This is a genomic window from Pleionea sediminis (genome assembly GCF_007570825.1).
Classification (GTDB): Bacteria; Pseudomonadota; Gammaproteobacteria; order Enterobacterales; family Kangiellaceae; genus Pleionea; species Pleionea sediminis.
On record NZ_SUNB01000001.1, the window covers coordinates 1,689,599 to 1,701,983 of the forward strand.

Sequence of the window (12,385 nt, forward strand, 5' to 3'; positions counted from 1 at the left end):
GGGTTTTGTAGTTACTCTTCGAGGTAAGTGTATCCTTGTAAACCAGCAGCCAATTCTTCGAGGTAAGCTTTTTGCGTGTCTACGTCCAGTTTTGACTGGGACAACTGGTCGTGAAATTGACGAGTTAGCATTTTTTCATCGTAGTGTACGATTGAGAGTGCTTCAGCGACAGTATCACCCTCGGTAAACTCTTGTTCTTCAAATTCACCATTCGCTTTGAGTTCGATATGCGCAGAATGTGTATCGCCAAATAGGTTATGCAGAGCTCCCAAAATTTCCTGGTAAGCGCCTACCATAAAGATTCCAACCAGAAACTGCTCAGACTCATTTACTTCAGGTAACAGTAAGCTCGATTCTATCGACCGCCCATTCACATAACGTTCAATTCGGCCATCCGAATCACAGGTAATATCTTTAAGAATGCCTCTCGTAGTAAGTGGCTTATTAAGGTGATGAATTGGCACAACTGGAAATATCTGTCCCACGCCCCAAGCATCTGGCAGTGACTGAAAGAGGCTGAAATTGCAAAATAGTTTGTCAGCAAGTTTATTGTTGAGCTCAGTTATGACGGTTTCATGTCCGGGAATTGTTTCGTCGAGCAAAGGCAAGATTTTACGGCAAATGGCAAAATACAGTTGTTCACATCGCGCCCATTCTTCGAGCGAAATGCCTTCGTGTGTATAGAGCATTAATGCTTCATTCAAGTAGAAGATGGCTGAATTGTAAGTTTCGATGGCGCTCTCTTCATCTAAGCTTTCATAGTGTCGCCATAAGTTTTGTAAAACATTGGTTTCTTCTGCCGTTACTGGTTCTGGTTCGTTTAGGCCGGGCGCGGTTTCTTTATCGAACATATTGGTAATTAAAACGGCATGATGTGCCGTGAGTGCTCTACCAGACTCAGTAATAATTTCTGGATGTTCAAGTTGGTGTGAGTCCAGTACATCGGCAATAGTTTCGACTATGGTATTGGCGTAGGCTTGAACAGTGTAGTTGATAGAATAGTATGAGGGCGATTGTGTTCCTTCATAGTCGACACCGAGTCCACCACCGACATCAATAATGCTTAAAGGCAAACCCATTCGTCGTAATTCAACAAAATATCGGGCGCATTCTTTTACGCCTTTACGAATATCCGTAATACTCGAAATTTGTGAGCCCAAATGACAATGAAGAAGTTTTAGACAATCGAGCATTCCATGTTCTTTGAGTTTCTCGGTAAACTTAATCAGCTGGCTTGGAGATAATCCAAACTTTGACTTCTCACCGCCTGTATCTTGCCAATTACCTTTACCAATAGCGTACATTCTGACGCGAACACCAAGTTTGGGTTGAACGCCCATTTTCTGGGCTTCATCAAGCACAATGTCGAGCTCGTGTAATTTCTCGACTACTAAATAAACGCGTCTCCCCATTTGCTGCCCAATTAGTGCCGTGCGAACGTATTCCCGATCTTTGTAACCATTGCAAACAACGACACTTTCAGCGGGCATTTGAGTGCCTAAAACGGCAAGCAGTTCTGGTTTGCTCCCTGACTCAAGGCCAAACCTTGAACCGCCATGAGAGGTCAATTCGTTAATTACCGAACGTTGTTGATTAACTTTTATTGGATAGACGCAGGTGTAACGATTATTGTAGCCACGTTCTTTAATGGTATCGGCAAACGCATCGGCAATTTGATCCAGGCGGTTTCTGAGAATATTGCCAAATCGAAGAAGCATGGGCAGAGGCTTTTCGTCCAGATCCAGCTTTTCAATAATTTTGTGCAATTTGTGTCGATAGGTTACGCCGTCATTTTCAGAAATGACAACGAGATCGCCATCGTCATCGATGTTAAAAAAGCCATCACTCCAAAGTGGAATGTTGTAATTGTCAGCTGCTGTTCGTGTTTGCTTGCTCATTGACTGTATCTTGCTCACTTGTGTGTATTGCTGTCGATAACAGGACGTTGATAGTGCCCTGATCAAGGTATTGAAAGCGATTAACTTACCGCAGATTCAATTGGGGTAAATATAAACAGCTTTTAACAATAGTTCGAGTTATTTGATGCTTTAAATAACAATATTTTAGTAGTGTTTATAGCTCAAACTATTTTCTGATTATGTTACTTGCTCGTAGTCGAAGTGAGTTGAATTTCACCAAGCTTGCTTTATAGTGGGATTAATTTTGAAGTTATGAGAATACAACATGATCGACGCGAAAATAATCGAAGATTTAGCAAACAAAATGAGCCAACTAGTACCACCTGAAATGAAAAAAATGCACTTAGAGATGGAGTCGCAATTCAAACAGGTGTTGCAATCTCAGTTGGGTAAGCTTGAGCTAGTGACTCGAGAGGAGTTTGATGTGCAAACCAAGGTTTTACAAAAAACACGGAACAAGCTTGAAGAACTCGAAAAACAGGTTGCTGAATTAGAGTCTAAATTCAACAACCCGTCCTGATTTAAATGAAAACACCGGCAATGGAGTAGAGTACTACAGTCGCTATTCCTGCGGTGAGTGCGTAGGGTAACTGAGTTCGTACATGATCCAGGTGATCACAGCCCGCCGCCAGAGATGAAACTATGGTTGTGTCGGAAATAGGTGAGCAGTGATCGCCAAACACACCACCTCCCAAAATAGCGGCTAAAACTAACTCAGGTGGAATGCCTAACGTTTGCGCAACGGGAATTCCAATGGGAATTAAAATGCCAAAAGTTCCCCAAGAAGTTCCGGTTGTGAAAGAAATGGTGGCGGCTGCGAAGAATATGAGCGGCGTTACTGTCCAAATGGGTAATTTACTGCTGATCATTTGCGCAACGAAATCACCAGTACCCAGCGCTTTCATGCTTGCGCCTAGAGCTAATGCTAAACAAACGGTTGTTACCAGTCCGAGCAGTCGACTCATACCTTCGAATCCCCAGCTTACTAACGTTTTGTGTTTTTGTTTTGCGCCAAATTTAATTAGTACATAAGCAACAAACAGCGCAGACAGAGTTGCCCAAAGAACTGATTTTGAACCAGAGCCTTCTAATAGTGCGTCGGTAAATGAAATGTCAGTTAACGGCTTGCCGATCGATTGATAGCCTGTGAACCACATGAAAAATACAATGCCAAAAATCATGGTTAATAACGGTAATAGCATGAATCGTTTTTTGGAGGGCGTTTCTAAAGTTTCTTCCGGTTCACCGCGTATGGTATTTTCAGTGTGTTTCATTGGACCGTGAACACGATTGAATAAAACAGTATATAAAACCAAAGCAATTGTAATGAGTGCGTAAAAGTTCAAGCCAATTGAGCCTAATAACACGCGGTTAGAGTTTTCGAGAGGGAAATCACTAATTAAGCTAAGAATGTAAGCTCCCCAGGCATTCATGACAATAAGTACTGAAATTGGAGCGCAGGTCGAATCAATAATGTAAGCAAGTCGCTCACGACTCATGTTAAATTTATCGAATAGATTACGTGAAAGTATTCCTGAAGTTAACACGCTTAAATTGGTCTCGATAAATATAAACGTGCCCATAATGGTTGGTAGCAGACCAACTTTTCTTGGAGAGTCTGCAAATCCTTTTCGTCCTACCCAGTGAACAAATGCACTGACACCTCCAGACTTTTGCATGAGAGCGAGTAATGCACCAACGAGCAAACTGAACATGAGTATGCGAGTGTTCCCTTCACTTTGGAATACCGATACTAATCGCTCGGCCATGTTTAAAAATCCAAGTCCAGGATGGAAATTAGATAAAAGCCATTCGGCACTAAATATTGCAACTAGCAATGCCAAAATAACTTCGCGCTTCCAGACAGCGATAATAATTGCCAGTAGTGGCGGCAGTAATGTCCACCATTCCATAGTTTTTTCTCTTGTTGTTTTTATTAAGTCGAGATTGTACGGGTTTTATAAATGCTTCACCAATTTTTGGTGAAAACCACTAATACGGTACTGAGGTTTTAAGAAAAAACGATATTTATCAATGTATTACAAGTTGGCATGTTAATAGCAACTCCCTGGTTGGATTTTATAACTTTGCTTAGATGGGAGAAAATACAATGTTGTATTTAGTTATTGGAATAGTTTTAGGCGCTGCTTTTCATGAGTTCTGGCATGATCTTTTTTACAAAGCGAAAAAGAAAGTCAGTGATTGGACTGCCGATAAATCCACTAAAGATCAAGGAGAAGTGGTTGAAGGTGAAGTGGTCGGATCGAACGAGACCAATGAAAAGGAGCAGCCTGCAAAAGTGTAGTTTTTATAGCGTCTTTCTGTACATTTTAAAAGATCCAAAATAGGCAATGGTGAGTGCGCTGAGGAAGGGAATCCAGCGCTCTGCCAAGTCACCTGGCAACTCTGGTAAGTTATGAAAAATAACCGTCAGCAAAAAGCCGGATAGCATTGACATTAATACGTAACGATTACTAATTTGTCGTCCCATTAAACGAATAATTAATGGCGGACCAAAACTGCTTCCTACAGCATGCCAGGCAAATAAGACCCGATCAAAAATACTTTGATCAAGAAATAATGCTAATAGAGCGGCAAAAAAACATACCGCTAATACCGTCATTCTGCTCAAGACTAAACTGTGTTTTTGTCTATCAATAGTATGATAAGAGTCATAAGATAGAGCGGACGATACCACTAGTATTTGTGAATCTGCGGTCGACATAACTGCGGAAAGTACGGCAGCGATCATAATGCCAGAAATTACTGGTGAAAAAAGTTGATTGGCGGATACTAAAAAAACTGTTTCGCCATCGATAAGATTTGGCACAAACATTTTGGCACTCCAGCCAAGTAGCAGCATTCCTGAATATACGACCAAAGCCCAGGTGATGGCAATGACTCGACCTTGTTCCAAACTTTGCTTATTTCTGAGGGCCATCAATCGAGTTACTACGTGTGGCTGACCTGGGTAGCCAATACCAATTCCCAGTAAACCAACAATAAACCCTAACGCCGCAATTCCGGTGTGATGGCCAGTAATTCCGGTTGGAGCACCTGCATTATGATAGAGCAAGCTATTGATTAATGGTTCAATGCCACCGATATGCATGATTGCCGCAGTGGGAAGGATAATTGCCGTCAAACACATAAGTAATCCTTGTAGAGTATCAGTAATACTGACGGCCCAAAAACCCCCCATAAAGGTGTATAGCATTATTATGAAAGCGCCAAGAATGACGGCAAGAGTGAAATTAATATTCAAGGCGCTGTGAAAGCTTGCCCCTGCGGCTTTAAATTGTGCACCGATATAAAATGTAAAAGAAAAAACAATAATAAATATGGCAACATGTCGTATGGTGTCGCAATGTTTACCATAGGGTTCTGCAATCATCAGGTCGGTTAATGTGAGTGCTTTTTCTTTCCTACTCAGATGAGCAATTCGCGGTGCAACCCAAAGCCAATTGATTAAAAATCCAACTATTACAGAGGGAAGTAACCAGATTGCGGATAAGCCCCAAATATATGCCGCGCCGCTGATACCCAGCAACGTCCAGGCTGAACTTGAGCTAGCACATGCACTTAAAGCTGCAGTCCATGGGCCCAGCTCTCTACTCGCCAGGAAAAAGTCACTGCTTGAGCGATTCTTGCTCTTAGCCCAAATGCCAATACCAAGCAGAGTAATTTTGTAAAGTACTAAGGTTAACAATACAATAGTGGCGTCTGCCATGGCCATCTCAAATAGGAGTTATCTGTGGCCCGTAACCCTATCAGGCTTAAGTTGTAATTACTATATGATCACATGTTCTAAAGTTTCTTATTCTCGCGGAGCAAAGACGTTAGTCGAAGATCTCGACGTGACGTTTTTTCAGGGTGAAAAAATAGGTATTGTCGGACCTAATGGCTGTGGCAAGTCAACCTTATTCCAGCTCATTTTGGGTGAGTTGCATGCCGACACCGGTAATTTTGATATACCTTCAAAATTAAAAATTGCACATGTGCGACAAGAAACTCCAGGCATGGAACGGACTGCAATTGATTATGTTCTCGATGGTGATAAAGATTTACGTATTGCTCAAGCAGAACTTATGCGAGCTGAAAAAGAAAATGATGGCGAAGCAATTGCTAAAGCGCATCAGTCATTAGAATTCCTTGGGGCTTATGATGCCGAGTCTAGAGCGGCAAAGTTACTTTTTGGATTGGGTTTCAGTGACGAGCTAATGCAAGCCAATGTATCTGAGTTGTCTGGAGGGTGGCGTGTGCGATTAAATTTAGCTCAAGCTCTAATCCAATCATCCGATTTACTGTTGCTTGACGAACCAACTAACCATTTGGATCTGGATGCTGTATTTTGGCTTGAATCTTTTTTGCGATCGTATCCCGGCACGTTACTCATTATTTCACATGATAGAGACTTTCTAGATGCAATCGTATCAAAGGTTTTGCATTTTGAGCGTGGAAAAGTAAAGGCATATTCAGGTAATTATTCTGAGTTTATTAAACTAAAAGCAGAACGAGAAAGTTTGCAAGCGAAGCAGTATGAAAAGCAACAATCAAAAATTGCACACTTGCAGTCGTTTATCGATCGATTTAAAGCAAAAGCCAGCAAAGCGAAGCAAGCTCAGAGTCGAGTAAAAGCACTGGAACGAATGGCAACTGTCGAAAATATTCAAGTTAGAGAAAAACTGTCATTTGATTTTTATGAGCCGAAACATAAACCCGATCCATTACTACGATTTGAAAAAATTAATGCTGGATATGGTGAAGAATGGATATTGAATAATGTGAACTTTTCGATCCGATGTGACAGTCGGATTGGATTGTTAGGACGTAATGGTGCGGGTAAGTCAACCTTACTAAAAACCATCGCTCAAACGGAAGTGACAACTGAAGGATCTCGTGAAGCTAGTAAACATTTAAATGTTGGATATTTTGCGCAACATCAATTGGAACAGCTTAATGGCCAACAAAGTGCATTTGATCAATTGATAGATCTCGATCCTGACCTATCAGAACAAGAAGTTCGAAATTATCTTGGAGGCTTTGCCTTTCATGGTGATAAAGTATTTGAAAATGTTGAAAACTTTTCGGGTGGGGAAAAAGCAAGATTAGTTTTAGCACTTGTTATATATCAACGACCTAATTTAATTTTACTGGATGAGCCTACTAACCATTTAGATATGGAAATGCGCGATGCATTAACCTTGGCCATTCAAAACTTTTCTGGTGCCGTCATACTGATTTCTCATGATCGATACTTGTTAGATGCCACTGTGGATGAATTGTATTTAGTTGATAGTGGTCAAGTTAATGAATTTAATGGCGACACTCAATATTATCATCAATGGTTAAAGCAAAATCGTTGGGGAAGTGATAAGTCGGCAGTTGATTCATCTAATGGTTCCACAAAATCTCCCGCGGTTGATCGAAAAGCAAAAAAACAAGCTGAAGCAAAAGTAAGACAAATGTTAGCGCCAATCAAAAAGAATTTGGATAAGGCGGAAAAGCGAGTAGAAAAGCTGCAAAGTGAGTTAGGGAAGCTGGAAACTGAAATGGCTGATAGTTCACTGTATGAGAGTGATCGAAAAGATGACTTGAGCCGTATAATTGATAGACAGTCGCAGTTAAAGTCGGAACTTACGCAAGCAGAAGATGAATGGTTTGAATTTCAAGAGGAATATGAGAGCGAATCTATTCGTGCTCATGCGGAGCATGGTATTGATTAATGAATAAAAAATTTATTGCAGGTGCGACCTGCCCTAATTGCGGTAATATAGACGCTATAGTTACTTATGTGCAAAGTGGATGTAAGGTATTTGAATGTATCGACTGTCACCATATCGAACATCTTGATTCTGATAATGGAAAAAAGCAGTCGACGAAGAAAAAATCGCAAGAGTCCATGATTCAGTGGATTAATATAGAGAATGATTAATAAGAGAATCTAAATGTCTGAGAATAATGTTAAAGATGTTGTTGAGAAAGTTTTAAACTCGGCTGATTGTCTGTACACAAGAGAACAAGTTGAGAAAACAATCGAGACGATGGCGAGTCAAATAGAGAGTCAGTTATCCGATGATAATCCTGTCGTTTTAACGATAATGAATGGAGGATTAGTATTTGCTGGTCAGCTGTTAACTCATTTGAATTTTCCATTGGTGGTCGATTATTGTCATGCGACTCGATATCGTGGTGAAACATCGGGTGGTGAATTACATTGGAAAGCCTTGCCGCAAGTCAGCTTAACGGATAGAAATGTTTTGGTCGTAGATGACATATTGGATGAAGGACATACTTTATTAGCTATTCTAAATGCGATTAAAGCACAAGGTGCTAAGCAGGTTTATACCGCTGTGTTGGTTGAAAAGGTGCACGATCGCAAAGCAGAGGCTGAATTCAAAGCTGATTTTACTGGAATGAAGGTAGAAGATCGCTATGTATTTGGTTACGGAATGGACTATAAAGAATATTTAAGAAATGCACCGGGCATTTATGCATTAAAGGAAGAAAAATGACCGATTCAAAAGTTCGCATAAATCAGCTTGATGACATACCGAGTCATGTAAAGATGATAATGGAGTCGATAAAAGCTTTTGCAAAAGATGGTAGTTATTCTGTGGATGAGTTGGAGCGAATAATGACAATCGCGCTGGAAGATGGCGAAGTGGATGAAAATGAAAAACGTGTTCTGGCGGATGTATTAGAAAAGGCTGTAAATGTTCCATTTGATGATGAAGTAAAGCCGTATGTTAAAGCTCTGAAGCATCTGTATTTATAGATATTAAATGGATTAATTAAAAATTAGAGTGAAACAATAAATTCGTCTAATAGATTGAGCAGATTCTCTTGTTTAATAAAGCGCTGTTATCTATACATTAAAGAGATATCGATAACTATTAGGACAAAGTATGAAACGCTTGTACTTTGTTGCGGATAACATTGAAGCAACAGAAAAGCTTGCTCATAACTTAATTACTTTGAAAGACCTTGTATGGCAGTACCATGTAATCAGCAAAGACGAAAGCGGGTTAATTAATCGTAGTGTGCGCAGTGCGCACTTTTGGCACAAAACGGATGTGATTCGCCAAGCAGAGCAGGGAGCGCTTATCGGCATCATAATTGGGATTATTGGTGCCGGTTTTTATGCAGCCATAAATCCTCAGCACTTACCATTGCCACTAACCTCTTGGCTTATCTCAATTTTTATGCCGATGTTCTTATTTGCTTGGATTGGTGCGGTTATCGGCAGCCGGATGCAGCATTATCAACTCAATCAATTTGAAGATGAATTAAACTATGGCGGCTACATTGTTATAGTTGATGTTCCAAAAGAAAACGTCGATATGGTGCATCAGTTTATTGTTAGCCGCTCAACAGAGCTTAGACAACTTGGCACCATGTCAGCCATTCCCATTCCTTTTTCATCGTAAAATAGGTGAAAAATCAACCGCTTTTTTAGTCACTCATCAGATCAATCTTACATTGTGTAATATTTACGTTTAAATTCACGAATATTGCATTTCGCTATTAGTTGTTGTACTACTTTTCTGTTAAATTTAGTTACGAAAGATAATAACCAAGACCATTCGGTAGTTATGTAACAGGGGCTTGTGGTATGCGAGCAGTTAAGTCTATCGAGAGTAAGACTGAGGAAAATTAATGCGATATAGCTGGCTGATGGCCTGCGTGGCTTTTTCGTTGATAAGCACATACACAAGTGCAAAGCCCTCCGAAGAAAATGAAGATGAGAAAAAAGTCATCGTCACAGGCTCTCTTATTAAGAAGACTGATGAGAAAGGACCTGCTCCGATTTTCTCGTTGACCTCAGAAGACCTCGCTAAGCTGGGGCACAATAATATATTCGATGCTCTTACAGCTTTAACTGCTCAAACGGGTTCTGTGCTAGAGGGCGATCAGTTTCCTAATGGCTTTACTTCGGCCGCTCAAGCGATAAATCTCCGTGGCTTTGGGCCTGGGAGAACATTGGTTCTGGTTAATGGCCAGCGTTTTGCACTAAATCCAACGCCTTATCAAAGTGAATCGAATTTCTTTAATTTAGCGACAATTCCTACTATCGCAATTGAAAGAGTGGACGTTTTAACCGATGGTGCATCCGCTATTTATGGTTCGGATGCTGTTGCTGGTGTTATCAATATCATTTTACGAGAAGAGTTCGACACCAATGAGCTCACGTTAACTTATGGAAACACCTATGAAGGCGGTGGAGAGTCATTTAAGTTGGCTGGAGGCCACAGTTTTAGAGGTGAAGATAAACTATTTACTTTAGGCTATGAATGGGAGAATAGAGAACCAATTTATGGTAACCAGAGAGAATCTATTGGCAGATATTACCGTCAAAGAGAGGGGCTGTATGATTTAACGACTCCCGCTATATCAGATTCGGAATACACTTTTTTTCCTGCCCCTTATGATTGGTTTTCTCAAATGTCAGATCCTAGAGATTGCGATGCACATCCCGAATTGGAGTACACGAGAGAGTTTTTCCCAGACTTACCTGACGGTACGCCGATACAAGTTTATAAAGAGTATTGTGGCAGAGTGAGCTTTGGTGACGAATCTTTAAGAAATGAAAGGGATAGACTATCTATTTATAGTAGGGGAGTTTGGTATTTTGACTCCGGCGATTTGAGCTTTAATATTTTACATTGGAATAGTAATAACACTTCAAGAAATTTCAGGCTTGGCTGGAGTGAGAATTATTTTTTACCGGTTCTTCTTCCTAATCAACAAATTGGCTTAGAGCTTCGAAACTATCGAAGAATTTTCAGCCCTTTGGAAACGGGAGATCAAGATCAAAAGTTTAATGAAGACTCCACTTCGTTCATGCTTGCTTTTGATGGATTCAATACTAAGTTTGATTATCGTTTTCAATTAGTCACAAGTGAATACCAGCATAAACAAACATCAAAAAGGTTAGTGGCGGAAGCAATGATGAACTTTTTCATCGATCCGATTGCTGAACTGATAATTGAAGATTCAGATGGTAATGAGATAGCGATTGTTCCCGTCAGAGGTGATCCTTTAGGAGATATTTTTAATTTTTATTCGCCCGTAGAGCTTACCTCTAAAGTTGGAGTGAGTTGGAGCGAAGCAGATTCTAAGTCTTTAACGGCTTCTTATTGGATGTCTGGCCAAGGATTCAAAATAGGCAATAGGCCAATAGAATATGCATTAGTCACCGAGTTTAATGAAACGTCTTACTCAATAGAAGTTGATGAAAATTCAAAAAGTTTTAATTGGTATAATTATGGTGGTTCTTCAGGCCGCGGTGACAGAGAAAGGGTTGCTGTTGGTGTCGAGTTTTTGCTGCCATTATTTGATGATGAGTCTTTTGGAAAACTTGATTTGACCCTTGCTGGGCGTTGGGATTCTTACAATGATGACTCTAATGTAAATTCAGCAGAGACAGGGAAAGTTGCATTAGAATGGCTCGTAAACGAGGACTTGAAAATTCGAGGTGTTAAAAGCTCTAGTTTTAGAGCGCCTGACTTACACTACTTATATGCTAATCAAACTCGATATTTCACCCAAGTGATTGATATTTATCAGTGTATGAGTATTGAAGGTAATACTTATGACGACTGTAAATCGAATGGAGTTTTTCAAGAAGGAATTCAGGTTGATTGGGAAGGTAGCTTAGATTTGGAGGAAGAGACAGGTACGACGCAATCGATAGGGTTTGTTTATCAACCTTCGCAAGAGTTTTCATTGTCTCTCGATTTTTATGATATTGAGTTAAGAAATCAAGTTGGCTTGCAGCCTGAATCACAGTTGATGCTTTTGGAGGCTCAATGCCGACTGGAGAGGAATTTTACTACCGGAGAAACAGAAGGGTGGGAAGTTGATTCTCCACAATGTTCTGAAATACTGGCTCGCTTTGATCGTAGTGATGATGATAACCCTACCCAAGCTGGTGCTTTTATAAATGGAGTTGTTAACACGCCAGTTAACCGAGCTTTTCGTCGCCAAAAAGGGGTGGACCTTATGATCGATGGGTTTTATGAGTCGAGTATCGGAACTTTGGGGGCGAGCTTTCAATACTCTCACATATTTGAGACACAAATTCAGGAGATTGAATCTGATCCTTCATCTTTCGATCCTGATTTTCGAGACAGTTACTTGAACGGTGAAATTAGAACCAAATCAAATTTAACTTTGTCATGGGGAGCTAGCGATTGGACATCCGCTCTTTCAATTTTTCGCAAAGGCACTAAGCCTAACGTTGATGGTACTTCGCGCCTAGATTCGTGGAAATACGTTAATTTTTCTCTCGGCCGAGAGCTGGAAGATGACAGATTTCTCATCGTTATACGTAACTTGTTTAACGAGAAGCCGGTTTTTGACAACAATCAAGCTGATTGGCCATATTATGACCGCAGCCATTATGACGCGATAGGTCGAGAAATATTCTTGGAATATCGATTAAAGTATTAAAAATAATAGTT

At 40.4% G+C, this 12,385-nt stretch carries 11 protein-coding genes; 8 read left to right on the forward strand and 3 right to left on the reverse strand.

The window, feature by feature from the left end; translation table 11 throughout:
* Window positions 1-11: 11 nt before the first annotated feature.
* Complete coding sequence (speA, locus tag FAX86_RS06855; protein ID WP_144392591.1) at window positions 12-1,898, reverse strand: biosynthetic arginine decarboxylase; 1,887 nt, start codon at window positions 1,896-1,898, stop codon at window positions 12-14.
* A 286-nt stretch (window positions 1,899-2,184) separates the two neighbouring features.
* Here speA and ubiK point away from each other — a divergent pair, with 286 nt between their 5' ends.
* Entirely contained in the window at window positions 2,185-2,439 is a 255-nt protein-coding gene (gene ubiK / locus FAX86_RS06860; RefSeq protein WP_144392592.1) for a ubiquinone biosynthesis accessory factor UbiK, read from the forward strand.
* A 1-nt stretch (window position 2,440) separates the two neighbouring features.
* Here ubiK and FAX86_RS06865 read toward each other — a convergent pair whose 3' ends face one another.
* Window positions 2,441-3,832, reverse strand: a complete 1,392-nt coding sequence (locus FAX86_RS06865; RefSeq protein WP_144392593.1) for a Na+/H+ antiporter NhaC family protein — start codon at window positions 3,830-3,832, stop codon at window positions 2,441-2,443.
* 197 nt (window positions 3,833-4,029) lie between these two features.
* Here FAX86_RS06865 and FAX86_RS06870 point away from each other — a divergent pair, with 197 nt between their 5' ends.
* Window positions 4,030-4,224 (forward strand): hypothetical protein, encoded by a 195-nt coding sequence (locus FAX86_RS06870; protein ID WP_144392594.1) that lies wholly within the window; start codon window positions 4,030-4,032, stop codon window positions 4,222-4,224.
* A 3-nt stretch (window positions 4,225-4,227) separates the two neighbouring features.
* Here the strand turns inward: FAX86_RS06870 and FAX86_RS06875 are convergent, their stop codons facing one another.
* On the reverse strand, window positions 4,228-5,649 hold the full coding sequence (locus tag FAX86_RS06875; protein ID WP_164503488.1) for a sodium/proline symporter: 1,422 nt from the start codon (window positions 5,647-5,649) through the stop codon (window positions 4,228-4,230).
* A gap of 64 nt (window positions 5,650-5,713) precedes the next feature.
* On the opposite strand from FAX86_RS06875, the gene FAX86_RS06880 reads away from it, so the two are divergent.
* The 6 genes from FAX86_RS06880 (at window position 5,714) to FAX86_RS06905 (ending at window position 12,374) form a co-directional block, all read left to right on the forward strand.
* Window positions 5,714-7,645, forward strand: a complete 1,932-nt coding sequence (locus FAX86_RS06880; RefSeq protein ID WP_144392596.1) for an ATP-binding cassette domain-containing protein — start codon at window positions 5,714-5,716, stop codon at window positions 7,643-7,645.
* Complete coding sequence (locus FAX86_RS06885) at window positions 7,645-7,854, forward strand: YheV family putative zinc ribbon protein (protein ID WP_144392597.1); 210 nt, start codon at window positions 7,645-7,647, stop codon at window positions 7,852-7,854. Before FAX86_RS06880 ends, FAX86_RS06885 begins: the two co-directional genes overlap by 1 nt.
* Window positions 7,855-7,867: 13 nt before the next feature.
* Complete coding sequence (locus tag FAX86_RS06890) at window positions 7,868-8,434, forward strand: hypoxanthine-guanine phosphoribosyltransferase (RefSeq protein WP_144392598.1); 567 nt, start codon at window positions 7,868-7,870, stop codon at window positions 8,432-8,434.
* Window positions 8,431-8,697, forward strand: a complete 267-nt coding sequence (locus tag FAX86_RS06895; RefSeq protein ID WP_144392599.1) for a hypothetical protein — start codon at window positions 8,431-8,433, stop codon at window positions 8,695-8,697. The genes FAX86_RS06890 and FAX86_RS06895 overlap by 4 nt, the downstream gene beginning before the upstream one ends.
* Before the next feature lie 130 nt (window positions 8,698-8,827).
* Window positions 8,828-9,349, forward strand: coding sequence for a hypothetical protein (locus FAX86_RS06900; RefSeq protein WP_144392600.1), 522 nt, complete (start codon window positions 8,828-8,830; stop codon window positions 9,347-9,349).
* A gap of 229 nt (window positions 9,350-9,578) precedes the next feature.
* Window positions 9,579-12,374 carry a TonB-dependent receptor plug domain-containing protein gene (locus FAX86_RS06905; protein WP_144392601.1) on the forward strand — a complete coding sequence of 932 codons (2,796 nt, stop codon included), beginning with the start codon at window positions 9,579-9,581 and terminating at the stop codon, window positions 12,372-12,374.
* Window positions 12,375-12,385: the final 11 nt, after the last annotated feature.

Excerpts from the sequence above, each read along its gene's own strand:
- speA (WP_144392591.1), bottom strand. The coding sequence starts at position 1,898 with ATGAGCAAGCAAACACGAACAGCAGCTGACAATTACAACATTCCACTT.
- ubiK (WP_144392592.1), top strand. The coding sequence starts at position 2,185 with ATGATCGACGCGAAAATAATCGAAGATTTAGCAAACAAAATGAGCCAA.
- FAX86_RS06865 (WP_144392593.1), bottom strand. The coding sequence starts at position 3,832 with ATGGAATGGTGGACATTACTGCCGCCACTACTGGCAATTATTATCGCT.
- FAX86_RS06870 (WP_144392594.1), top strand. The coding sequence starts at position 4,030 with ATGTTGTATTTAGTTATTGGAATAGTTTTAGGCGCTGCTTTTCATGAG.
- FAX86_RS06875 (WP_164503488.1), bottom strand. The coding sequence starts at position 5,649 with ATGGCAGACGCCACTATTGTATTGTTAACCTTAGTACTTTACAAAATT.
- FAX86_RS06880 (WP_144392596.1), top strand. The coding sequence starts at position 5,714 with ATGATCACATGTTCTAAAGTTTCTTATTCTCGCGGAGCAAAGACGTTA.
- FAX86_RS06885 (WP_144392597.1), top strand. The coding sequence starts at position 7,645 with ATGAATAAAAAATTTATTGCAGGTGCGACCTGCCCTAATTGCGGTAAT.
- FAX86_RS06890 (WP_144392598.1), top strand. The coding sequence starts at position 7,868 with ATGTCTGAGAATAATGTTAAAGATGTTGTTGAGAAAGTTTTAAACTCG.
- FAX86_RS06895 (WP_144392599.1), top strand. The coding sequence starts at position 8,431 with ATGACCGATTCAAAAGTTCGCATAAATCAGCTTGATGACATACCGAGT.
- FAX86_RS06900 (WP_144392600.1), top strand. The coding sequence starts at position 8,828 with ATGAAACGCTTGTACTTTGTTGCGGATAACATTGAAGCAACAGAAAAG.
- FAX86_RS06905 (WP_144392601.1), top strand. The coding sequence starts at position 9,579 with ATGCGATATAGCTGGCTGATGGCCTGCGTGGCTTTTTCGTTGATAAGC.